23 protein-coding genes are annotated in these 22,318 nt (G+C 51.5%); all 23 read left to right on the plus strand.

Going from position 1 to position 22,318, the window contains the following annotated elements:
* Window positions 1–8: 8 nt before the first annotated feature.
* Entirely contained in the window at window positions 9–887 is an 879-nt protein-coding gene (locus ACTRXF_RS06760; RefSeq protein WP_474263081.1) for a YitT family protein, read from the plus strand.
* Window positions 888–906: 19 nt separating this feature from the next.
* Window positions 907–1,080 carry a hypothetical protein gene (locus ACTRXF_RS06765; RefSeq protein WP_474278354.1) on the plus strand — a complete coding sequence of 58 codons (174 nt, stop codon included), beginning with the start codon at window positions 907–909 and terminating at the stop codon, window positions 1,078–1,080.
* On the plus strand, window positions 1,081–2,541 hold the full coding sequence (locus ACTRXF_RS06770) for a S41 family peptidase (RefSeq protein WP_474278356.1): 1,461 nt from the start codon (window positions 1,081–1,083) through the stop codon (window positions 2,539–2,541). It begins immediately after the preceding gene.
* Window positions 2,542–2,605: 64 nt separating this feature from the next.
* Complete coding sequence (locus tag ACTRXF_RS06775; protein WP_474278358.1) at window positions 2,606–3,799, plus strand: hypothetical protein; 1,194 nt, start codon at window positions 2,606–2,608, stop codon at window positions 3,797–3,799.
* 190 nt (window positions 3,800–3,989) lie between these two features.
* Complete coding sequence (gene uvrB, locus ACTRXF_RS06780; protein WP_474278360.1) at window positions 3,990–5,966, plus strand: excinuclease ABC subunit UvrB; 1,977 nt, start codon at window positions 3,990–3,992, stop codon at window positions 5,964–5,966.
* 7 nt (window positions 5,967–5,973) lie between these two features.
* Window positions 5,974–8,859 (plus strand): excinuclease ABC subunit UvrA, encoded by a 2,886-nt coding sequence (gene uvrA / locus ACTRXF_RS06785; protein ID WP_474278362.1) that lies wholly within the window; start codon window positions 5,974–5,976, stop codon window positions 8,857–8,859.
* 106 nt (window positions 8,860–8,965) lie between these two features.
* Window positions 8,966–10,093 (plus strand): DUF4097 family beta strand repeat-containing protein, encoded by a 1,128-nt coding sequence (locus tag ACTRXF_RS06790; protein ID WP_474278364.1) that lies wholly within the window; start codon window positions 8,966–8,968, stop codon window positions 10,091–10,093.
* A gap of 21 nt (window positions 10,094–10,114) precedes the next feature.
* Window positions 10,115–10,321 (plus strand): PspC domain-containing protein, encoded by a 207-nt coding sequence (locus ACTRXF_RS06795; protein WP_091613446.1) that lies wholly within the window; start codon window positions 10,115–10,117, stop codon window positions 10,319–10,321.
* Window positions 10,321–10,683: a phage holin family protein gene (locus tag ACTRXF_RS06800; protein ID WP_091613443.1), complete on the plus strand. Its 363-nt coding sequence runs from the start codon at window positions 10,321–10,323 to the stop codon at window positions 10,681–10,683. The genes ACTRXF_RS06795 and ACTRXF_RS06800 overlap by 1 nt, the downstream gene beginning before the upstream one ends.
* A gap of 203 nt (window positions 10,684–10,886) precedes the next feature.
* The gene (gene hprK, locus ACTRXF_RS06805; RefSeq protein ID WP_462866298.1) at window positions 10,887–11,822 is read left to right on the plus strand and encodes an HPr(Ser) kinase/phosphatase; all 936 of its coding nucleotides are present in this window, start codon (window positions 10,887–10,889) and stop codon (window positions 11,820–11,822) included.
* 36 nt (window positions 11,823–11,858) lie between these two features.
* Window positions 11,859–12,689 (plus strand): prolipoprotein diacylglyceryl transferase, encoded by an 831-nt coding sequence (gene lgt, locus ACTRXF_RS06810; protein ID WP_474263069.1) that lies wholly within the window; start codon window positions 11,859–11,861, stop codon window positions 12,687–12,689.
* A 26-nt stretch (window positions 12,690–12,715) separates the two neighbouring features.
* Window positions 12,716–13,372 carry a pyrophosphatase PpaX gene (gene ppaX / locus ACTRXF_RS06815; RefSeq protein WP_474278366.1) on the plus strand — a complete coding sequence of 219 codons (657 nt, stop codon included), beginning with the start codon at window positions 12,716–12,718 and terminating at the stop codon, window positions 13,370–13,372.
* The gene (locus ACTRXF_RS06820; RefSeq protein WP_322526891.1) at window positions 13,369–13,848 is read left to right on the plus strand and encodes an acyltransferase; all 480 of its coding nucleotides are present in this window, start codon (window positions 13,369–13,371) and stop codon (window positions 13,846–13,848) included. Before ppaX ends, ACTRXF_RS06820 begins: the two co-directional genes overlap by 4 nt.
* Window positions 13,849–14,047: 199 nt before the next feature.
* Window positions 14,048–15,235 carry an ATP phosphoribosyltransferase regulatory subunit gene (locus ACTRXF_RS06825; protein WP_474278368.1) on the plus strand — a complete coding sequence of 396 codons (1,188 nt, stop codon included), beginning with the start codon at window positions 14,048–14,050 and terminating at the stop codon, window positions 15,233–15,235.
* Window positions 15,228–15,869 (plus strand): ATP phosphoribosyltransferase, encoded by a 642-nt coding sequence (gene hisG, locus ACTRXF_RS06830; RefSeq protein WP_022793868.1) that lies wholly within the window; start codon window positions 15,228–15,230, stop codon window positions 15,867–15,869. The genes ACTRXF_RS06825 and hisG overlap by 8 nt, the downstream gene beginning before the upstream one ends.
* Window positions 15,869–17,140: a histidinol dehydrogenase gene (hisD, locus tag ACTRXF_RS06835; protein ID WP_474278388.1), complete on the plus strand. Its 1,272-nt coding sequence runs from the start codon at window positions 15,869–15,871 to the stop codon at window positions 17,138–17,140. The genes hisG and hisD overlap by 1 nt, the downstream gene beginning before the upstream one ends.
* Window position 17,141: 1 nt before the next feature.
* Window positions 17,142–17,732 (plus strand): imidazoleglycerol-phosphate dehydratase HisB, encoded by a 591-nt coding sequence (hisB, locus tag ACTRXF_RS06840; RefSeq protein ID WP_474263063.1) that lies wholly within the window; start codon window positions 17,142–17,144, stop codon window positions 17,730–17,732.
* Window positions 17,733–17,752: 20 nt separating this feature from the next.
* Window positions 17,753–18,397, plus strand: coding sequence for an imidazole glycerol phosphate synthase subunit HisH (gene hisH, locus ACTRXF_RS06845; protein WP_474263061.1), 645 nt, complete (start codon window positions 17,753–17,755; stop codon window positions 18,395–18,397).
* Complete coding sequence (gene hisA, locus ACTRXF_RS06850; RefSeq protein ID WP_474263059.1) at window positions 18,390–19,121, plus strand: 1-(5-phosphoribosyl)-5-[(5-phosphoribosylamino)methylideneamino]imidazole-4-carboxamide isomerase; 732 nt, start codon at window positions 18,390–18,392, stop codon at window positions 19,119–19,121. The genes hisH and hisA overlap by 8 nt, the downstream gene beginning before the upstream one ends.
* Window positions 19,121–19,879, plus strand: coding sequence for an imidazole glycerol phosphate synthase subunit HisF (gene hisF, locus ACTRXF_RS06855; RefSeq protein WP_474278370.1), 759 nt, complete (start codon window positions 19,121–19,123; stop codon window positions 19,877–19,879). Before hisA ends, hisF begins: the two co-directional genes overlap by 1 nt.
* Window positions 19,876–20,505, plus strand: coding sequence for a bifunctional phosphoribosyl-AMP cyclohydrolase/phosphoribosyl-ATP diphosphatase HisIE (gene hisIE / locus ACTRXF_RS06860; RefSeq protein WP_474278372.1), 630 nt, complete (start codon window positions 19,876–19,878; stop codon window positions 20,503–20,505). Before hisF ends, hisIE begins: the two co-directional genes overlap by 4 nt.
* A gap of 194 nt (window positions 20,506–20,699) precedes the next feature.
* The gene (locus tag ACTRXF_RS06865) at window positions 20,700–21,731 is read left to right on the plus strand and encodes a tetratricopeptide repeat protein (protein ID WP_474278374.1); all 1,032 of its coding nucleotides are present in this window, start codon (window positions 20,700–20,702) and stop codon (window positions 21,729–21,731) included.
* A 90-nt stretch (window positions 21,732–21,821) separates the two neighbouring features.
* Window positions 21,822–22,318 (plus strand): FAD-dependent oxidoreductase (locus ACTRXF_RS06870; RefSeq protein ID WP_474278376.1); only part of this gene is annotated, 497 nt, incomplete at its 3' end.

The raw sequence follows: 22,318 nt of genomic DNA on the forward strand, positions 1-22,318 counted from the left end.
GAAGTGTAATGGTAAATCGAAGAAGAAAACCAATGTCAAAAACAGCGTTGAAATGGGTCAATGGGTTTCAGATTTTTGCCGGAACAGCCGTTGTGGCTATTTCCTATAACGCTTTTTTACTGCCGAACTCGATCGCATCCGGAGGGGTAAGTGGTTTTGCGACTCTGCTGGAGGCTTCGCTGGACGTAGAACCGGCTGTAACGATAGGAATCACCAACGTTCTCCTTTTCATTCTCGGTCTCCTGCTTCTTGGTGGACTCCAGTACGGGGCAAAAACAATAATTGGGACGCTGTTTTTGCCCTTTATTGTTTATTTCACGAGGAACTGGGACATCGGTATCGATGACCCGCTGCTTGGCGCGTTGTTTGGCGGAATCGGAGTGGGCTTTGGTCTTGGACTGGTGTTTCGAGCGAGTGCTTCGACTGGAGGCACAGATCTTTTAGCTCAAATTATTCATAAATACGCCGGGGGGACGCTCGGTACCTCAGTCTTTATTATGGATGGACTGATCGTTACGGGCTCGGCGTTTATATTTGGCCTGGAGTTCGCACTGTATGCCCTTATTTCGTTGTTTGTTACCGGAAGAACTATTGATGTCGTGCAGACCGGTCTGGGCTATGCCAAGGTGGCTTTTGTGATTACAAAGCACGAAGAAACGGTGCGCAAATCTATTTTAAAAGAAGTGGACCGCGGAGTAACCAAACTCGAAGGACGCGGAGGCTTTACTAATGATGCACGTCCGGTGCTGATGTGCGTCGTCAACCGTGGGGAGGTCACCCGGCTGAAACGCGTGATCCAGCTGCAGGATCCCGAGGCCTTTGTGGTTGTGAGCAACGCTTCAGAAGTGCTTGGACAGGGATTTGAGAATCAAGGCAACTCTGTGTAAAAAAGCGGAAGCGCCAACATTGTGTTTCAGAACCATAGAAGTTCATGCTACACTAAAGAAAAGCGCAGAGCGTTTGTTTACCGCCCAGGGACGGCTCGTCGTTTTCGATTCGGAGGAACAGCTCGTGCAGCTGATTCCTCTTTCGTATAGTCTATGGTTTGGTTATGACTTTAATAAAGCTGGAGTGAAATAGATGAAGAAAAACATCAAAGTGACGGCAGCAATTCTGGTCACAGCAGCAGCAGCCGGGACCGGAGGCGCGGCCGTAGGTGCTTCTGTCTGGGGAGGAGAGTCGGGGACATCTTCGCCCGCACTGTCCGAATCCGGTTCGGACAGCGGAACGGAAAACGTGTCAGAAGAAGACTTAAATAAAATCAGTTCTGTATATGATCTGATCGACTCCGAATACATGACAGAAGTGGATGACGATGCGCTGGTACAGGGGGCTATCGAAGGAATGATCGGAGAACTCGATGATCCTCACTCCAGCTACATGAGTGAAAGCACAGCACAGGAATTCACGCAGTCATTGGAGTCGTCCTTCGAAGGCATTGGAGCTGAAGTAAATAAATCCGGGGACGCGGTAACTATCGTTTCTCCAATCGATGATTCTCCAGCAGAAGCCGCCGGGCTTCAGCCAAATGATGATATTTTGGAAATTAACGGAGAAAGCACAGAAAATCTGGAACTCAATGAAGCAGTCCTAAAAATCCGCGGAGAAAAAGGAACGAACGTGAACCTCACCGTACAGCGGGGAAGCGGGGAGCCTTTTAATGTTGAAGTGGAGCGCGATGAAATTCCGATCGAAACCGTAGAGGGCGAAGTGATCGAACAGGACGGAGAAAGCATTGGTTATCTGAACGTATCGTCATTTTCTGAAAATACAGCGAATGAATTTGAAACCCAGCTCGAGCGGGTGGAGAGTGAAAACATTGACGGACTGGTAATTGATGTCCGTGGAAATCCGGGCGGATATTTGAACGCGGTGGAGGATATCGGCAGCATGATTATTCCGGGCGGAGAGCCGGTAGTCGAAATAGAAGACCGGGAAGGCACGATTTCAGAGGTGACTTCATCCTTAGAGGAAAACAAAGACTACCCGGTGGTCGGTGTGATTGACCAGGGAAGCGTTTCTGCTTCTGAAATTCTGGCAGCTGCAATGAAAGAGTCCGGAAGCTTTGAGCTGGTAGGACAGAGCACCTACGGCAAAGGGACGGTCCAGCAGGTAATGGAACTGGATGATGGAAGTGATGTGAAGCTCTCTGTTTCCAAATGGCTGACACCGGATGGAAACTGGATCAATGAAGAAGGCGTGGAGCCGACCATTGAGCAGGAGCAGCCCGACTATTTCCAGGCCTCTATTTTGTCCATTGATGAAGCCCTGGAGCCGGATACAACTGGAGAAAATATTGCGACTGCGCAGACCCTCTTAAAAGGAGCCGGCTTCGATCCGGGACGTGAAGACGGGTACTACAGCGAAGAAACCGAAGCGGCGGTACAGGATTTCCAGGAGGAACAGGAAGGTCTGGAAGCCACTGGCACGCTGACGCCGGAAACAGCAGAGGCGCTGAATGATTTTGTGCTTGAAAATGTCCAGAACCGGGACAACGACAAGCAGCTGCAGCGCGCGCTTGATGCAGTCATAGAACAATAAATGAAAGCTGGATGATACCGGTGGCCGGGTTCTGCCCGGCCCAAAGAAAAGGGGGAAATAGTGGATGCAGGAAATAATCGGTGAAATTGGTCCTGCGTTAGCGTGGTTTTTTCTGAACCCGCTGACTTACATAGCAGTAGCAGCCATGCTTATGGTTGGTTATATTCGGGTGAAAAGAGAACGTAAAATGTTTCAGGCAAAAATGTATCCAATGCTGATGGAATTGACGATGAGTGTTATTCCGGCGATCGTAATCGCTGCTTTTGTCTCGGTCGTCACCATTGTTACGGGCATCTCACTGCCTCTGGGAGCAGTTCTGCTTGCAATAGTGATCAGTGCGCTGCTGGCAGTATCAGGTCTGCACCGCTGGCTGACCGCCCTGCACGTGTGGGGGACGTCATTTTTAGCTGCTCTGGCACTTGATGCTGCCGGAATTGCGGTGCCGTTTTTCTCTGACGCAGCCTGGCTCGGAAACGGCTTTGATGCTTTTTCTCTGATGGTCTGGCTCGCAGTGCTCACGCTTGCGGAAGGAATACTGATTGTCTGGAACGGGACAAAGTTCTTTTCTCCGATACGGACAGTCAGCCGCCGCGGTAAGCCGATTGGAGGCCAGATCACGCACCGCCTCTGGATGCTCCCGGTATTTCTGTTTATCCCGGGTAGCGCTGTTGAGGCAGGAGGCTGGTGGCCGCTGCTTCCGGGCGGAACCGCTTTTTCTCTTCTTTTGCTGCCGGCAGTGATCGGCATACGGATGAAAACCTTCGACCGTCTGGCAGCTGTGCAGGTGCGTTCGGCCGGATGGTGGGTTGTACGAATTGCTGTCCTTACCGGCGCCGGTGCAGCACTTGCTTATTTTTACAGCGGATGGGTTATTCCGGTAATTACGGCTGTCCTGATTTTGCTGCGGGAATGGGTAACCATTGCTGCCGGCAGTTCAGCTAAAAGCAATTTTCTTTATACGCTCCGTGGAGACGGAATATCCGTGCTTGCTGTGCTCCCGGAGTCTCCGGCAGACCGCATGCATATTAAAGCAGGCGAGGTTATCCGGCGGGTGAACAGCGAAAAAGTATATGATGAAGCGAGCCTGTACCGGGCGGTGCAGAAAAATTCCGCCTATTGCCGTCTGGACGTGGAGGATATTAACGGAGAGCTCCGCCAGGCACAGGCGGCGCTTTACAGTAATCAGCACCATCAGCTTGGGATATTGATGATTAATAAAGAACGAACAGCACCGGAAAGCATGCATACGGCCCAGTAAAACAGAACCCCCTGCCGGGTTCTGTTTTTTATGGTATAGGAGGGGTGTCGTTTTCTTTGCAATTGCCGGGGAGTGGAGTACAATAATAATAGCGAATATACGTTCGTTTTTATGTTGTTTCTTTCCAATCTTCATGTGGTATAGTAAATAGACATATGACCGGAACGCAGACAGGAAGTGAGGGACTAATATGAACGAAACATTTGAACTGGCGAGTAAATATAACCCCGCGGGCGACCAGCCGCAGGCGATTGAAAAGCTGGTTCAAGGGTTGAGCGACGGCAAAAGATACCAGACACTGCTCGGGGCGACAGGGACCGGCAAAACGTTCACCGTTTCCAACGTGTTAACAGAAGTGAACCGGCCGACGCTTGTCATGGCGCACAATAAGACACTGGCCGGGCAGTTATATAATGAATTTAAAGAGATGTTTCCAAACAATGCGGTGGAATATTTTGTGAGCTATTACGACTACTATCAGCCGGAGGCCTACGTACCGCAGACGGACCAATTTATTGAAAAAGACGCGAGTATTAACGATGAAATTGATAAACTAAGGCACTCGGCGACGAGCGCCTTATTTGAGCGGGAGGACGTTATTATCGTCGCCAGTGTTTCCTGCATTTACGGCCTCGGTTCTCCGGAGGAATACCGGGACCTGGTGCTTTCGCTCCGGACCGGCATGGAGATTGAACGGGACCAGATTCTTCGGAAGCTCGTAGACATTCAATACGAACGTAACGACATTAATTTCGTGCGCGGGACGTTTCGCGTGCGCGGCGATGTCGTTGAGATCTTTCCGGCTTCAAGAGACGAGCACTGCATTCGTGTTGAAATGTTTGGCGATGAAATCGACCGTATCACTGAAGTGGACGCCCTGACCGGCGAGGTTATCGGCGAACGCTCGCATACTGCAATTTTCCCCGCATCCCACTTTGTGACAAGGGAAGAAAAAATGCAGCGTGCCATTAAAAATATTCAGCAGGAGCTTCAGGAGCAGCTCGAAAAGTTTCGGGCGAATGGCCGGGAGCTTGAGGCGCAGCGGCTCGAACAGCGGACTAATTATGACCTTGAAATGATGCAGGAGATGGGTTTTTGCTCCGGCATCGAGAACTATTCGAGGCATTTGACCTTCCGGAACCCCGGGGATGCGCCGTATACATTGATTGACTATTTTCCGGATGATTTTTTACTCGTGGTGGATGAGTCCCACGTTACGCTTCCACAGGTGCGCGGTATGTACAACGGGGACCAGGCAAGAAAGCAGGTGCTCGTGGATCACGGCTTCCGTCTTCCGTCTGCGATGGACAACCGTCCGCTGAAATTTGATGAATTTGAAGAGCGGATTAACCAGGCGATGTTCATTTCCGCAACGCCGGGGCCGTATGAGCTTGAACACGCACCGGAAGTTATCGAACAGATTATCCGGCCGACCGGTCTGCTTGACCCTACCGTGGAAGTGAAGCCGATTGAAGGACAGATCGATGACCTGATCGGCGAAATTCATGAACGCCGGGAGCAAAACGAGCGGGTGCTCGTAACGACGCTCACCAAGAAAATGGCGGAGGATCTGACCAACTATTTAAAAGAGCTCGGCATCCGGGTGAAGTATCTGCACTCGGATATTAAAACGCTCGAGAGGATCGATATTATCCGCCAGCTTCGCCTCGGCCAGTTTGATGTTCTGGTCGGCATTAACCTTCTCCGTGAAGGGCTCGATATTCCGGAAGTGTCGCTGATAGGTATTCTGGATGCGGACAAGGAAGGCTTTCTGCGCGCGGAACGCTCCCTTATCCAGACGATGGGCCGTGCTGCCCGGAACGACCGCGGGCATGTTATTATGTACGCAGACAAAATCACGCGGTCGATGGATGTGGCGATCAGTGAAACGAACCGTCGCCGCGAGATCCAGATAGCGCATAACGAAAAATACGGCATTACACCAAAAACGATCCAGAAAGAAATCCCTGCCCTGATCCAGGCAACGGTCAGCTCAGAGGATTCATCCGATATTGATAAACCGGCTCTCGATAAAATGAGCAAGTCGGAGCGGAAAAAAGTGATCGACCAAATGGAAGACGAAATGAAACAGGCGGCCAAAGACCTGCAGTTTGAACGCGCAGCGGAACTGCGCGATATGGTATTAGAACTTAAAGCGGAAGGATGACCAACGAATGGCAGCAGATAACATTAAGATTCAGGGGGCGAGGTCCCACAATTTAAAAGATATTGACGTAACAATTCCGAGGGACCAGCTGGTCGTCATGACTGGATTATCCGGCTCCGGGAAATCTTCGCTTGCCTTCGATACAATCTATGCTGAAGGGCAGCGCCGGTATGTCGAATCGTTGTCCGCATATGCCCGCCAGTTTTTAGGGCAGATGGAAAAGCCGGACGTTGATTCCATTGAAGGACTGTCCCCGGCAATATCGATTGACCAGAAAACGACGAGCAAGAACCCGCGCTCCACAGTCGGCACCGTGACGGAAATTTATGACTACCTGCGGCTTTTATTTGCGCGGGTTGGTACGCCTTACTGTCCGTACCATCATGTGCCGATCACCTCCCAGACCATTTCCCAGATGGTCGATCAGATGATGGCTTATGCCGAACGGACGAAAATGCAGATTCTCGCTCCGGTTATTGCCGGCAGAAAGGGAGAGCATATGAAGGTGATGGACCAGCTGAAGCAAAAAGGGCTGGTGCGTATTCGTGTGGACGGAGAAATGCGCGACGTCGGAGAAGAAATCAAGCTCGAAAAAAATAAAAAGCATGATATTGAAGCCGTGGTGGACCGCGTTGTCATTAAAGAAGGGGTGGAGTCCCGGCTCGCAGACTCATTGGAAACGGCCCTCGAACTCGGAGAGGGGAAGGTGCTGATTGATGTTGTCGGTGAAAAGGAAATGCGGTTTAATCAGCATCACTCCTGCCCGGAATGCGGATTTTCGATCGGAGAGCTCGAGCCGAGAATGTTTTCCTTTAACAGTCCATACGGCGCCTGCCCGACATGTGACGGTCTTGGCAGCAAGCTCGAAGTGGACAGCGACCTTGTAGTTCCGGATCCGGACCGGACGCTCCGGGAGCATGCCATCGCTGTATGGGAGCCGATCAGCTCCCAGTATTACCCTCAGCTGCTCCGCTCGGCCTGCGATCACTTTAATATTGATATGGACACGCCATTTAAAGATCTTTCGGCAGAGCATAAGGAAATACTGCTCGAAGGCAACGGCCAGCAGAAAATAACCTTCCGTCATAAAAATGAACGCGGCCAGGTCCGGGAGCGCCAGATTTATTTTGAAGGAGTACTCAACAACGTTTCCCGCCGCTATCGTGAGAGCGGATCGGATTTCACCCGTGAGCAGATGCAGCAGTATATGAGCAACAAGCAGTGCCCGACGTGTAAAGGCCACCGCCTGAGCCTCGAGGCGCGTTCTGTGCTGCTTGGAAATATTCACGTCGGGGAGCTGACGGACCTTTCCATACAGCAGGCGTATACGTATGTCGAAAACATCGACCTAACGGAAAAAGAAATGGAGATCGCCCGTTTGATTCTGCGTGAAATCAATGAACGACTCGGCTTTCTCATTAATGTTGGTCTCGATTATTTAACCCTGAGCCGTTCTGCTGGCACGCTGTCAGGCGGGGAAGCGCAGCGCATCCGGCTGGCTACCCAGATCGGTTCGGCGCTGATGGGTGTCCTCTACGTTCTCGACGAGCCGTCGATCGGCCTTCACCAGCGGGACAACAACCGGCTGATACAGACGCTGCAGAACATGCGAGATCTTGGAAACACGCTGATTGTCGTTGAACATGACGAGGACACCATGCTTGCTGCCGACCATATCATTGACATCGGCCCCGGGGCCGGCCGCCACGGCGGTCACATTATCGCAGAGGGCACACCGGAGGAATTGAAGGAAAACGACGCCTCTCTGACCGGTCAGTATTTAGCGGGAAAACGATTTATTCCGCTTCCGGGAGAACGGCGTAAGCCCTCCGACCGCTGGCTGAAGGTAAAAGGTGCGGTCGAAAACAATTTGAAGCGTACGAATGCGGATATTCCGCTCGGCCTGCTGAGTGCGATTACCGGTGTCTCAGGCTCCGGAAAAAGTACACTGATCAACGATATTTTATACAAGGTGCTTTCGCAGAAGCTTCACCGCGGTAAACAGAAGCCGGGCGCACACAAAAGCGTGGAAGGTATCGATCAGCTTGAGAAAGTGATTGATATCGATCAGTCGCCGATCGGCCGGACGCCGCGTTCAAACCCTGCGACCTACACGGGGGTATTTGATAATATCCGCGAGGTATTCGCGATGACCAATGAAGCGAAAATCCGCGGCTACCAGAAGGGGCGCTTCAGCTTCAACGTCCGGGGCGGACGCTGTGAAGCGTGTAAAGGCGACGGTATTATCAAAATAGAAATGCATTTTCTTCCGGATATTTATGTCACCTGTGAAGAGTGCGGCGGTCAGCGCTACAACCGTGAAACGCTCGAAATCAAATACAAAGGCAAAAACATTGCTGATGTACTTGAAATGACTGTGGAAGAAGCAGTGGACTTCTTTGAAAATATTCCAAAAATCCGGCGCAAAATCCAAACGTTATATGACGTTGGTTTAGGGTATATAAAACTAGGACAGCAGGCAACGACACTTTCAGGCGGGGAAGCCCAGCGTGTAAAGCTTGCTTCCCAGCTGCACCGCCGTTCCACGGGCAAATCCCTTTATATCCTCGACGAGCCGACGACCGGTCTCCATGTGGATGATATCGACCGGCTCCTGAAGGTGCTCCAGCGGCTCGTGGATAATGGCGATACTGTTTTAATCATCGAGCACAATCTCGACGTCATTAAAACAGTGGATCACATCATTGATCTCGGTCCGGAAGGCGGAGCAGGCGGAGGCAAAATTGTGGCTACCGGCACGCCGGAAAAAGTAGCGGAGTCAAAGGCTTCCTATACAGGTTATTATTTAAAGCCCGTACTTGAAAGAGAGCGGGAGCGCATGGCCAGGCAATGGGAAGCATCGGAGCAGGCTGCCCATACCCCTTCATCATAGAAGAATCGACTGAAACGGATACCACTGTTCTTCGTATGTAATAGGAAGCAGAAGGCTAAAAAGTCCATGTACCGGTTCTGATATATTACCTAAGGAGGAACATGAAATGGATGAAGAACGTCAGCGAATACTGAAAATGATGGAAGACGGTATTATTTCTCTTGAAGAAGGAGAACGACTGCTCCGGGCCAAAGGATCAGGCGCATCGTCCGGTCCCCAGGCAGACAGCAGGGAACAAGGGGAAGGCAGCTCCTCCGAATCCCGGAGAAGCGGCGCCTACCGGACAGATAAGAAAGCAGCCGGCAGCCAGAAAAGAAAAAGCAAGGACGACCCGTTTGCGATGCTCTCCGGCTTTTTTGATCATGCGCTTGACCGCGTCAAACGGTTTGACCTCGACTTTAATTTCGGCCCAGCCGTAGACTTCCAGCATACGTTTGAACATGATGAGAGTGACATTCGCTCGCTCGATATGTTTATTCAAAACGGAAGCCTTATCTGTCAGAAGTGGGAGGGCAGCACCATCCGTGTTGCCTGCCAGGTAAAAGCCTATACCGAGGAAAGTGAAGACGCAGCCCGCCGTGAGTTCATCGAAGGAACTGATTTTGACTCCCGGAGCGGGAAGCTCCGCTTTGCTTCAAGGTCCGGCAACTATAAAGTCCAGGCGGTCGTTTATGTGCCGGAAAAATCGATGGACAAAATGGATGTATCGACGTTTAACGGAGACATCCGGATCGACGGAGTTCAGACAGATAATCTGTACGTCAAAGCAAGCAACGGGGCAATTACAGTGCTGCATGCTTCTGCCGGCTATCTGGCAGTGGAGACAGCCAACGGGTCAGTGGAGCTGAAAGAAGGTAAAATCGGCAGCGCCGACGTCAAAACATGGAACGGTTCGATTCAGTACGACGGATCGCTTTCAGATATTGAAGCAGAGGCGCTGAACGGGGCGATTACGGCCCGGTACACGTCCCTGAGTGAGAGGAGCCGGGCGCTTCTTTCCACTACAACGGGGAGCATCAAGGTGATTACGCCGCGGGACATCCGGACGGAGGGCGTACTCCGCACAAACGTCGGGAACTACAAGTGCCTGCTCGACAACATCGAAGTGAAAGAAGAAAAAAGCGAATTCATGCAAAAGTATTATCAGTTTGTATCCAATCCGGATTCGACTCCAACGCTTAGACTGGAGGCTTCGGCAAAAACTGGTGCCATAACCGTGCAGGATCATGAATAAAAAACTGAAAGGGTGATCAGGTTGGCAAAAAAGAAGTTGTATAAATCCCGTGAAGACCGGAAATTGACAGGCGTATGCGGCGGATTGGCAGATTACCTCGGCTGGGATTCCTCCTTAATACGGATTATCAGTGTGGTGCTGGTTATTTTACCCGTCACCTCCTGGGTACTTCTGATTTATCTCGTATTAGCCGTGCTGCTCCCTGATGAAGAGGATGCCGTCTCCTAATGGGCTGTTTAGTACCTTTTATTGTTAACACTATTGCATTAATGGTAGTAGCCGGGTTTTTCCCCGGCTTTACTATTGACGGCTTTGGGGCAGCTATTGCGGCCGGTTTGGTGTTGACGCTGATCAATCTCGTGATTCGCCCGCTTTTGATTTTTTTCACTCTCCCGCTTTCTGTCGTTACATTCGGCCTGTTTATTTTTGTGATCAATGCGCTGATGCTGATGCTTACATCAGCGGTAATGGGAGAAGCCTTTAACATGTCCGGCTTTGGCATGGCTTTTCTTGCTGCTGTAGTGATCGCTGTTTTAAATATGCTGATGTACAATCTTTTCGTGAACCCGCTGAGCGGAAGAAAAACGTGACGGTTTCCGGAAACCGGGAAAAAATTATAATAAGTTAAAAATGGCCCGCCTGCTGGCGGGTCTTTTTCGTGCAGCAGTGAAACTGAAATCCTCCGGAGCAGGTTCCATCTTCTTTTGAAAACGTGCTACAATAACAACGTACGAAGTAGAGAAAGCAAACGTATTCATGATATAACAGAGCGATTTTTGAGGGAGGCAGCACGATGGCAAAAGTGACAGCAACGGATTTAAAGGAGCGGTTTCAATTAGAGCTTCTTGCCGGGGAAGAAGGGCTGTACCGGGCGATAACCACGAGCGATATTTCCCGTCCGGGAATAGAGATGGCTGGTTTTTTTACATATTATCCGGCCCGGCGGCTGCAGCTGCTCGGGCGCACAGAGCTTTCTTTTTTTCAACAGCTTCAGGACGAAGAAAAGCAGGAACGCATGGAAAAGCTGTGTACATACGATACTCCGGGCATTGTCATCTCTCGGGGACTGGTGGCTCCGCCGGAGCTGATTGAAAATGCGGAAAAGACCGGGGTGCCGATCATGCGCTCACATTTGCCAAGTACACAGCTGATCAGCCAGCTGACGAACTATCTCGACACCAAACTTGCCAAATCCACAGCCATGCACGGTGTTCTGGTGGACATTTACGGCATCGGCGTGCTGATTACCGGGGCAAGCGGTGTCGGAAAAAGCGAAACGGCGCTCGATATTGTGCGCCGGGGTCACCGGCTTGTAGCGGATGATTCTGTCGAAATCCGCCAGCAGAACGGCGATACGCTTGTCGGCACGGCGCCCGAGCTGATCCAGAACCTGCTTGAAATCCGCGGCCTCGGCATTATTGATGTGATGACGCTGTTTGGGGCAGGCGCCGTCCGTCCGTATAAGCGCATCTCGCTGACGATTCATCTTGAGCTTTGGGATGAACAAAAAGCGTACGACCGGCTCGGTCTTGATGAAGAGACGCTTCAGGTGCTCGATACCGAGATTCAGAAGCTGACTGTTCCGGTGCGGCCGGGACGGAACCTCGCTGTTATTATTGAAGTAGCGGCGATGAACTTCCGGCTGAAGCGGATGGGCGTGAACACGGCCCAGCAGTTTTCGGACCGGTTAAAACAGATGATTGACGACGGTGATAAAGAAGAGTTTTAACGATTACACATTTAGCAGTCAGGAGTGGCAGGGGATATGATTTATTCATCGATACAGCCGATCGACCGGGTTGCCTTTGAAGTCGGATCTGTGCCTATTTACTGGTACGGGATTCTCATTGGCCTGGGCGCTCTGCTTGGGTACATTTTAGCTTCCTACGAAGCAAAAAAACGTGGGCTCCCGGAAGATATTTTCGCGGATCTGCTCATTTTTGCCATACCGATTTCGATTATCTGCGCCCGGTTGTATTACGTGATTTTTGAGTGGGATTACTATGTTCAGAATCCAGGCAGTATTCTGGCCGTATGGGAAGGCGGTCTTGCGATACACGGCGGATTGATCGGCGCCGTGCTTACGGGCATCGTTTTCTCGAAAATCAAACGCGTCTCTTTCTGGAAGCTGGCTGATATTGCCGCGCCGAGTATTATTTTAGGGCAGGCGATCGGCCGCTGGGGCAACTTTATCAACCAGGAAGCCCACGGCGGTGAAGTGAGCCGTTCGTTTTTGGAGGGGCTGCAGCTGCCGGAATTTATTATTAATCAGATGTATATTGAGGGAGCTTACTATAATCCTACGTTCTTGTACGAATCGCTTTGGAATATCGCGGGATTTTTACTGCTTTTAGGGCTGCGCCGGGTTAACCTCCGCCGCGGGGAGCTGTTTTTAACATATGTTATTTGGTATTCCTTCGGACGCTTTTTTATCGAAGGGATGAGGACCGACAGCTTAATGCTGTTTGATACGATCCGGGTGGCGCAGTTAATTTCGGTGCTCTTGATCGTAGCAGCCGTGAGTCTGATTTTATACCGCAGGCAGGCCGGCCTTGCAAAAGCAAGATACTTAAGTAAAGACGGTCCCGGCATATAAGGATGTAAGCGAAAGGGGGAAGCATCATGACCAGATGGAATACACTGCTGTTTGATTTAGACGGCACGCTGATTGATACAAATGATTTGATCATTTCTTCATATGAACATGTGCTGACATACTACGCTCCTGACCAATACAGCAGAGATGACATCATCAGCTGGATCGGGGTGCCGCTGGTGGATAATTTTTCAAGCATCAGCAGCAATCCGAGCCAGGTGGAACAGATGATTGATACGTATCAATCCCATAACCTGGCGAACCATGAAACGCTCGTCCGGGAATATGACGGAGTATACGACACTATCAAAATGCTGTACGAGCGCGGCTTTTCCCTTGGCATTGTGACAACGAAGCGGAAGGAAGCTGCGGTTAAAGGAGCCAATATGCTCGGGCTGCTTCCTTTTTTCTCTACGTTCATTACGGTGGATGATGTGGAAAACCCCAAGCCGCACCCGGAACCACTGCAAAAAGCGATGGCACAGCTGAATGCCCGCCCGGAGGAGACCATTATGATTGGGGACAGCCAGTTTGATATTCTGGCAGGGAAAAATGCTGGGGTGCACACAGCGGGAGTGGAATGGACCATCAAAGGTGCATCGTTTCTGAAGAATTATGAACCGGACTGGATGCTCACCCGGATGAGCGATCTGCTCGCTATTGTTGGAGAAACAAAAGAATGAGAAAAACAGATCGTTATTTCCCGGGCAATAATACCAATGCTCTGTGGCAGATGTACCGGACGGTTCCATTTTTGAAGGCATTCAGAAATACAGCTGTTATTGAAGCTTCCCGGGTTGTACCTTTTGTATCTGTGAAAAGATGGATCTACCGGCAGCTGCTTGGAATGGAAATAGGTGAAAAAACGGCGCTTGCGTACAAGGTCATGCCGGACCTCATGTTTCCCGAGAAAATCCATATTGGCAGCAATTCCATTATCGGCTATCAGTCGACGCTTTTAACACACGAGCATTTAATTGATGAATACCGCCTTGGCGATATTGTAATCGGAAACGAGGTCATGATCGGTGCCAATGTGACTATTCTGCCCGGGGTGACGATTGGAGACCGGGCTGTGGTGGCAGCAGGAACGGTCGTGCATAAAGACGTGCCGGCACGGGCCTTTGCCGGCGGCAGTCCGATGCGGATAAGAACGTAGGCTTCAAGCCGGCTTTCAAAGGAGCCGGCTTTTCGTTTTCCTAGAGGCGGAAAAGGCTGACAGGGCAGCAAATATTGTTACAATGAAAGCGGAAATGGAAAATTGACGGTGTAAAAAAAGATGTGTAAACTATGGTTATTCTTTATTTTGTTAGTACATTAGCGAACTAAAGCACCGTGAAAAGAAAAGGAGAGAGAGTATGAGTAAGCTTTTTATGTTTGAAAAGCCGCTCGGGATGCGCGATGCGCTTCCGGGATATTTTCAGACAAAACGGAACGTACAACGGGTCATTAACGATGAATGGGAAAGCTGGGGGTATCTGCCCGTCGAAACGCCCACCCTGGAATATTACGATACGGTCGGGAGCGCTTCGGCGATTCTTGATCATCAGCTGTTTAAACTGCTCGACCAGCAGGGGCGGACGCTGGTGCTGCGCCCGGATATGACTGCGCCTATCGCCCGGGTGACAGCTTCCGGTCTGCAGAACCAGCACTTTCCGATCCGTTTGGCTTATCATACTAACGTTTTTCGCGCGCAGCAGCTTGAGGCCGGACGGCCGGCAGAATTTGAACAGCTTGGTGTGGAATTGATTGGAGACGGCACTTCGAGTGCGAACGGAGAGGTCGTTTCCCTTATGATCGAAGCTCTGCGAAAAACCGGGCTGACCACGTTTCAAATTACCGTCGGGCACGTCGGGTACGTGAATGCGCTGCTCGAAGAGGTGCTCGGAAATGATGAACGCGCTGATGACCTGCGCAGGTTTTTATACGAAAAAAATTATGTTGGCTACCGCCAGCATGTGGAAAATCTACCGCTTCCCTCCCTGGATAAGAAAAAGCTGAACAGCCTGCTACGCCTGCGGGGCGACTGGCGGACGCTGGACGAAGCTTTAAATCTGGTTCAGACGCCGGCGGCAAAGGAAGCAGTCGAAGAGCTCCAGGAGCTTAAAACGGTGCTTGAACACTACGAGCTGTCTGATTACATTAAGCTCGACTTTAACTTATTTATGCATATGAGCTACTATACTGGCATCGTATTCGAAAGCTACGGCAACAACCTGGGCGTGCCGCTTGGAAGCGGCGGGCGCTATGATGAACTGCTGCAGCAGTTTAACCGTCCGGCCCAGGCTGTCGGATTCGGTCTCCGTCTTGATTTGCTCGTCGAAGCCCTGGGACTAACCGGAGCTGTGCCTTCCCAGACATGTATTTTGTTCAGCCCGGAGCGCCGACCGGAAGCGGTGGACCAGGCGCGTAAACTCCGCGAAACCGGAAAACGGGTCGTGCTTCAGGATATCCGCGGCGTAGAGGACGTGGATCAGCTGAGCGAGTCCTATGAAGATGTGGTATCCATGATCGGAAAAAAGAAGGAGGGAGCTTCGCATGAATGAATGGCTGACAATCGCGATGCCAAAGGGACGTATTTTCGAAGAAGCGGTGCAGCTTCTCCGTAAGGCCGGTTTCCCAATTCCTCCGGAGTTTGAAGAATCCAGAAAGCTGATCGTCGACGCTCCGGAAGCAAATATGCGCTTTATCCTGGCAAAGCCGATGGATGTGCCCACCTATGTTGAACACGGAGTGGCAGACATCGGGGTCGCCGGCAAGGATACGATGATTGAAGAAGAGCGTGACGTGTATGAAGTGCTGGATCTGAAAATCAGTGCCTGCTACCTGGCAGTAGCCGGGCTTCCAGAGTATGAAAAATCCGATGTAAATCCAAAGGTGGCGTCCAAGTACCCAAACCTGGCGACACAGTACTTTAAGCAGCAGGGTGAACAGGTGGAAATTATTAAATTAAATGGCTCGATCGAACTCGCCCCGCTTGTCGGTCTGGCAGACCGTATTGTAGACATTGTTTCCACCGGCCAGACACTGAAGGAGAATGGTTTAATAGAGCTTGAAACAATTGTGCCGATTACGTCCCGGCTGATCGTCAATCCGGTAAGCTATCGTCTGAAGGATACTGTTATTGATGATCTTGTGGAGCGTGTTGCCCAGGTGATAGGAGTGGAAGAGCAGGTATGATGAATGTGACCCCTTTGGATAAATCAGTAACGCTTGAGCGCACCATTGAAGGAGGGACCGAAAAGCAGCGGGAATCGGTCGACTCCATTATCGAAAAGGTGCGGGAAAATGGAGACAAAGGACTCATTGAGCTGACTGAGATATTTGATCGCGTGACACTCGATGAGCTGTTTGTAAAACAGGAAGAAATAGATGAAGCGTATGATCAGGTGAACGATAAAGAGCTTGAAGCGATCCGTAAAGCGATTGAAAACATCCGCGATTTTCATCAGCGCCAGCTCCGGCAGTCCTGGATGGTGACAAAGGAAGACGGGACGATGCTCGGCCAGCGGATTATTCCGTTCGACCGCGTCGGTATTTATGTACCGGGCGGCAAGGCAGCATATCCTTCAACCATTATGATGGATGCCATCCCGGCAATCGCTGCCGGTGTGAAAAGCATTACGATGTGCTCTCCTCCAGGTGAGGACCAGCGCCTTCATCCGATGGTGCTCGTCACAGCCAATGAGCTTGGCATTAAAAATATCGTGAAAATTGGAGGAGCGCAGGCGGTAGCAGCGCTTGCGTATGGCACGGAAAGCATTCGGAAGGTGGATAAAATCGTCGGCCCAGGTAACATTTATGTAGCGCTGGCTAAACGCGAAGTGTTCGGCCAGGTGGCGATTGACAGTATCGCCGGTCCAAGCGAAATTGTCGTGCTTGCTGATGAAACAGCCCGGGCGGATTATATTGCAGCCGACATGCTTTCCCAGGCGGAGCACGACGAGCTCGCCTCGGCTGTGCTTGTAACCACTTCGGAGGAGCTCGGGCAAAAAGTGGCCGAAGAGCTTGAGCGTCAGCTTGAAGACCTCCCTCGCAAAAAGATTGCGCAGGAATCGCTTGATAAACATGGAGCCATCTACTTAACGGAAACGATGGCGGAGGCAGTAGAAGCTGTGAACCGGCTTGCGCCGGAGCATCTGGAAATCATGACCGCCCAGCCGGATAACCTGCTCGGCTCCATTCGTCATGCGGGGGCTGTCTTTTTAGGGCCATACAGTGCCGAAGCGGTCGGCGATTATTTTGCCGGCCCGAATCACGTGCTTCCGACGAGCGGGACGGCCCGCTTTTCGAGTCCGCTCGGTGTCGATGATTTTGTAAAACGATCCAGCGTGATTTCCTACAGTAAAGAAGCGCTCGAGGAAAATGGGGAATATATATCTGCGATTGCCCGGATTGAGGGCCTTGAAGCACACGCGCGCGCAGTGGATATCCGGAAGGGGGAGAAGTAGAATGGCAGAACGTACAGGAAGCGTCGAACGAAAAACGGGTGAAACGTCCATCCGCCTGCAGTTTGGCATCGACGGCGAAGGGGACGGGGTCATACAGACGAATGTGCCTTTTATGAGCCATATGCTCGACCTGTTTAAAAAGCATGGCCATTTCTCCCTTGATGTACAGGCTGAGGGGGATGTGGAGGTGGATGACCACCATACAACAGAGGACATCGGCATCTGCCTCGGGGAAGCCTTCGGACAGGCGCTCGGCGATAAAAAGGGTATCCGCCGCTACGGTCATGCTAAAATTCCGATGGACGACGCGCTCGCAGAGGTCATTGTGGATTTAAGCAATCGTCCGCACCTGGAGTTCCGGGCGGAGCTGCCGGCAGCAAAAGTAGGAACATTTGATACCGAGCTCGTCCATGAGTTTTTGTGGAAATTCGCGGTGGAAGCCCGGATGAACCTCCACGTAGTCGTCCATTACGGACACAATACTCACCATATTATTGAAGCGGTATTTAAAGCGATGGCACGGGCTCTTGATGAAGCTACCCAGCTGGACCCAAGAGTGAAAGGCGTTCCTTCAACCAAAGGAATGCTGTAAAGAAAAGGAGTGGAGCGCTTGTGATAGGAATCATCGATTACGGCATGGGCAACCTGTACAGTGTAAAAAAAGCACTGGAACGACTGGATATTCCTTATTTTGTATCCGAGCACACAGACGAGCTTGCGGAAGCGGATGGCTTGATTCTTCCGGGTGTCGGTGCTTTTCGGGATGCCATGAATTTAATCCGGGAAAACGGGCAGTTTGAGTTTATTGAACACTGGGCGGCTGACGGCAAGCCGCTGCTTGGTATCTGCCTTGGAATGCAGCTGTTGTTTGAAGGCAGCGACGAACACGGCGAAACAGAAGGATTCGGGTTTCTTCCGGGGTATGCCCGCCGCTTTTCCGGAAAAGACAGCCAGGGAAGAAGGCTGAAGGTGCCGCACATGGGCTGGAACTCGCTCAAGTTTCATCAGCCGGACCATCCGCTTTTGAAAAATGTGGAGGAAGGCCATGCGTACTTTGTGCATTCCTACGTGATAGAAACCGCCGACCCGGACGTTTTAATTGCGACAAGCGATTACGGCGAAACAGTGCCGGCGGTGGTTGGCCGCGGTGAAGTCATGGGCACGCAGTTCCATCCGGAAAAAAGCAGCACAGTCGGTATCGGCATGCTTAAAAATTTCGGGGCGATTGTCCGTGAAAGGAGCGGAGCTCATGAGTGATTTTATTGTATACCCCGCCATCGATATCCGGGACGGCAACTGTGTCCGTCTTTTTCAGGGCGATTACAATCAGGAGACCGTTTACGGGGATTCGCCGTTTGAAATGGCTGCTTCATTTGCACAGGCGGGTGCTTCCTGGATTCATATGGTCGACCTTGACGGTGCAAAAGAAAAACGACGCATCAATCATGCCCACGTCGTTCGTGCCGCGCGGGAGCTTGATGTCCGTATCCAGGTCGGCGGAGGCATCCGAACCGAAGAGGATGTGGACTATTACTTATCCAACGGCGTGGACCGGGTGATACTTGGAAGTGTTGCCCTGCAGTATCCGGAATTTGCCCGGGATATGCTCGAAAAGCACGGCAGCCGTATCGCTATCGGTCTTGATGCCAGAGACGGATACGTAGCCGTCAACGGCTGGCTCGACACCTCGGAGGTAACAGCCGTTGAGCTTGGCCGGGAAATGGCAGCCCACGGGGCGGAGACATTTATATTCACCGACATTTCCACCGACGGGACGATGACTGGGCCGAACGTCGAGGCGACAAAGCAGCTCGCAGAAGCGACCGGCGTAAATGTTATTGCTTCCGGCGGAATCGGCACGATGGAGGATGTCCGGAATCTTGCGGAGAAACGGGATAAAGGGATAGCAGGTGTCATTGTCGGAAAAGCGATATATACCGGCAAAGTGGATGTGGCAGAAGCCGTGAAGGAGGTACAGTAATGCTTACGAAACGGATTATTCCATGTCTGGATGTGAAAGAAGGGCGGGTCGTGAAAGGCACACAGTTTGTGGAACTGCGGGATGCCGGTGATCCGGTGGAACTCGCTGCATTTTATGATGAGCAGTGGGCGGACGAACTTGTCTTTCTTGATATTTCCGCTTCGCATGAAGGACGGAAAACGATGATAGATGTCGTGGAACAGGTAGCAGCAAGCATCGCGATCCCTTTTACGGTTGGCGGCGGCATCAGCTCGGTCGATGATATGCGAAACATGCTCCGTGCCGGGGCCGATAAGGTTTCGCTCAATACAGCTGCGGTGAAAAACCCTGATTTGATTACTCAGGGGTCTACCTATTTTGGCTCCCAATGTATTGTTGTGGCGGTTGATGCAAAATACGATGAGGCACTCGGCTCCTGGAGAATTTATACCCACGGCGGCCGCACGCCGACCGACTGGGAAGTCGTCAAGTGGGCGAGGGAAGTCACCGCCCGCGGAGCCGGCGAAATTCTTCTGACAAGTATGGATCAGGACGGAGCCAAGACTGGCTTTGATGAGGCTTTGACACGAACGGTCAGCGAAGCAGTGGATGTGCCTGTTATCGCCTCCGGTGGCGCCGGAGCCAAAGAGCATTTTGTGGATGTATTTGAAAAATCAGGGGCGGATGCGGCACTCGCTGCTTCAATCTTTCATTATAAAGAGACATCGATTGAAGAAGTGAAGGCTTTTATCCGGGAGAGAGGAGTCTTAGTACGATGAACGTCGACGAACTAACATTTGATGAAGCAGGCCTGATTCCGGCCATAGTGCAGGATGCTGTCAGTAAAGAGGTACTGACGCTTGCCTATATGAACAAAGAATCGCTGCAGAAAACAATCGATACGAAAGAAACCTGGTTTTACAGCCGCTCCCGCCAGGAGCTCTGGCATAAAGGAGAAACCTCGGGAAACAAACAGCAGGTGACAGACATCCGCTATGACTGCGACAGTGACGCGTTAAATGTGCTTGTGGAGCCGGAAGGACCTGCGTGCCATAAAGGGGACTACAGCTGTTTTTCCCGTTCGCTGCTGTCGGAGGAAAAGCAGTCAGCCGACGGCCGGCGGTTCGCGATTATTAATGAACTCGAGCAGGTCATAGCCACCCGCGAGGCAGAAATGCCGGAGGGCGCCTATACAACGTACTTGTTTACCGAGGGCGTGGATAAAATTTTGAAAAAAGTCGGTGAAGAAGCCGGAGAAGTTATTATTGCTTCCAAAAACCGGGATCACGAAGAGCTGAGCTGGGAAACAGCTGATCTTCTTTACCATCTGATGGTGCTGCTGCGGGAACAGAAGCTTCCGCTTGATGATGTGCTGCGGGTTCTCGAAGAAAGACATCGTTCGTAATAAGGCTGACCGCAGAAAAAACCGTCCTCTCCGGGCGGTTTTTTCTTTGCGCATCCTCCTTCGCCGTCTCTGGCTGCTGAAAAAACATGCGGGCTCCTAGGAGTTTTCATGAAGCAGGGGGCGTGTTATAATGTCACAATTGATGTGGAACGTGAAGAGACAAAGAAAAACAAACGAAGGAAGGATGAAAGGAATTGGGCTCAAAACAAAAAAACGAAGACGCAATTATTCCTTTCTTGCAGTCAGGCGAATATTTCTTTCAGCGGGGCGTGGTGGCTTATCAGAAAAATCACCTGAAGCGTGCCGTTCTCTTTTTGGAAAGAGCTGTGGAGCTCGAACCTTCCAAGGGATTGTTTCAATGCCAGCTTGCTGCCATATATACAGACATGGAACGGTTTGACCGTTCCAACGACATCCTCGACCGGGTGCTTAAAGAAATTGAGCCGGAACGCTCCGAATGCTACTTCTTTCTGGCCAACAATTATGCCTTCCAAGGCAATTTTGAAAAAGCAGCGGAAACAGCCGGTTATTATATGAAGATCGCACCGGAAGGCGACTTTGCAGAGGAAACAAAGGAACTGCTCGAAATGATTAAAGAAAATGAGCCTGGCCTTCTAGAGCATCCGGGAGACATGACCATTTATGAACGGGCAGTGGAAAAAGCTGATAAAGGCCGGTTGCAGGAAGCCCAGGAACTATTTGAAGAGCTTTTGGAGGAGGAGCCTGATTATTGGGCCGCTTACCATCAGCTGGCAAAGCTGCACCAGCACCGCGGAGACACGGAACAGGCTGTAAAGCTGCTGGAAACAGTGCACCAGGAGGGTGCTTACGTGCCGGCCAGCTGTCAGCTTGCCGCATTGTATGAAAGCGAAGGGGAGCATGAGCGTTCGAAGAAAGTGATGAACGTGCTTACAGCGATCCTTCCGCTCGACCGGGAGTCCCTTCACTGGATCAGTGCGGTCTGTACGTATCTTGGCTATTATGAAGATGCCTGCCGTTACGCCCGTCTTTATCATAAACGGTTCGTGATTGAACGCGGATCGGTTGCGTTTTATCACGGAGCGGCGTTATATTTGCTCGGTGAAACGGAACAGGCGGCAAAATGGTGGAAACAGAACCGTCAGCTCGATCATCCGGAAGTGAAACAGCTTTACCGGGAATATGAAGAGAATATACTGACCGGCCAGAGGGTAAAAGAAATGGTAGAGGACGATTTTCAGCAGTAAGCAGAGTACTGGACGCCAAAAAGCGGCTGCCATACAATAAGTATAAATGCCATAAGAGAGCGATATTTAAAATAAGGGGAGTGGCCTTTTATGACGGAAGAACGGATTTATGATGTGATTATCGCGGGGGCCGGCCCGGCCGGCATGACCGCGGCGGTGTACGCCTCCCGGGCGGAAATGGATACGCTCATGCTCGAGCGCGGCGTGCCCGGCGGCCAGATGGCCAACACCGAGGACGTGGAAAACTACCCGGGCTTTGACCATATTCTCGGGCCCGACCTGTCGACGAAAATGTTCCAGCACGCCCAGAAGTTCGGGGCGGCGTATGCCTACGGCGACGTCTCCCGCGTCGAGGACGGCAGGGAGTACAAAACGGTCTACGCCGGCAATAAGGTGTACAAAACGCGCGCGCTTATCATCGCGACCGGCGCGGAGTACAAGCAGCTCGGCGTCGAGGGCGAAAAGGAGCTCGGCGGCCGCGGCGTCTCCTACTGCGCGGTGTGCGACGGCGCCTTTTTCCGGAACAAGGAGATTGTCGTCGTCGGCGGCGGGGACTCCGCCGTCGAGGAGGCGGTGTACCTGACCCG

The organism is Marinococcus sp. LNHM3E3-2.2 (assembly GCF_056034385.1).

What these genes read in the sequence shown, in the direction of transcription:
- hisG (WP_022793868.1), top strand. Translation starts at nt 15,228, where the DNA reads ATGAATGAATGGCTGACAATCGCGATGCCAAAGGGACGTATTTTCGAA.
- hisD (WP_474278388.1), top strand. Translation starts at nt 15,869, where the DNA reads ATGAATGTGACCCCTTTGGATAAATCAGTAACGCTTGAGCGCACCATT.
- ACTRXF_RS06770 (WP_474278356.1), top strand. Translation starts at nt 1,081, where the DNA reads ATGAAGAAAAACATCAAAGTGACGGCAGCAATTCTGGTCACAGCAGCA.
- ACTRXF_RS06800 (WP_091613443.1), top strand. Translation starts at nt 10,321, where the DNA reads ATGGGCTGTTTAGTACCTTTTATTGTTAACACTATTGCATTAATGGTA.
- ppaX (WP_474278366.1), top strand. Translation starts at nt 12,716, where the DNA reads ATGACCAGATGGAATACACTGCTGTTTGATTTAGACGGCACGCTGATT.
- uvrB (WP_474278360.1), top strand. Translation starts at nt 3,990, where the DNA reads ATGAACGAAACATTTGAACTGGCGAGTAAATATAACCCCGCGGGCGAC.
- ACTRXF_RS06790 (WP_474278364.1), top strand. Translation starts at nt 8,966, where the DNA reads ATGGATGAAGAACGTCAGCGAATACTGAAAATGATGGAAGACGGTATT.
- hisB (WP_474263063.1), top strand. Translation starts at nt 17,142, where the DNA reads ATGGCAGAACGTACAGGAAGCGTCGAACGAAAAACGGGTGAAACGTCC.
- hisA (WP_474263059.1), top strand. Translation starts at nt 18,390, where the DNA reads ATGAGTGATTTTATTGTATACCCCGCCATCGATATCCGGGACGGCAAC.
- ACTRXF_RS06820 (WP_322526891.1), top strand. Translation starts at nt 13,369, where the DNA reads ATGAGAAAAACAGATCGTTATTTCCCGGGCAATAATACCAATGCTCTG.
- lgt (WP_474263069.1), top strand. Translation starts at nt 11,859, where the DNA reads ATGATTTATTCATCGATACAGCCGATCGACCGGGTTGCCTTTGAAGTC.
- hisF (WP_474278370.1), top strand. Translation starts at nt 19,121, where the DNA reads ATGCTTACGAAACGGATTATTCCATGTCTGGATGTGAAAGAAGGGCGG.
- ACTRXF_RS06760 (WP_474263081.1), top strand. Translation starts at nt 9, where the DNA reads ATGGTAAATCGAAGAAGAAAACCAATGTCAAAAACAGCGTTGAAATGG.
- ACTRXF_RS06775 (WP_474278358.1), top strand. Translation starts at nt 2,606, where the DNA reads ATGCAGGAAATAATCGGTGAAATTGGTCCTGCGTTAGCGTGGTTTTTT.
- uvrA (WP_474278362.1), top strand. Translation starts at nt 5,974, where the DNA reads ATGGCAGCAGATAACATTAAGATTCAGGGGGCGAGGTCCCACAATTTA.
- hisIE (WP_474278372.1), top strand. Translation starts at nt 19,876, where the DNA reads ATGAACGTCGACGAACTAACATTTGATGAAGCAGGCCTGATTCCGGCC.
- ACTRXF_RS06825 (WP_474278368.1), top strand. Translation starts at nt 14,048, where the DNA reads ATGAGTAAGCTTTTTATGTTTGAAAAGCCGCTCGGGATGCGCGATGCG.
- hprK (WP_462866298.1), top strand. Translation starts at nt 10,887, where the DNA reads ATGGCAAAAGTGACAGCAACGGATTTAAAGGAGCGGTTTCAATTAGAG.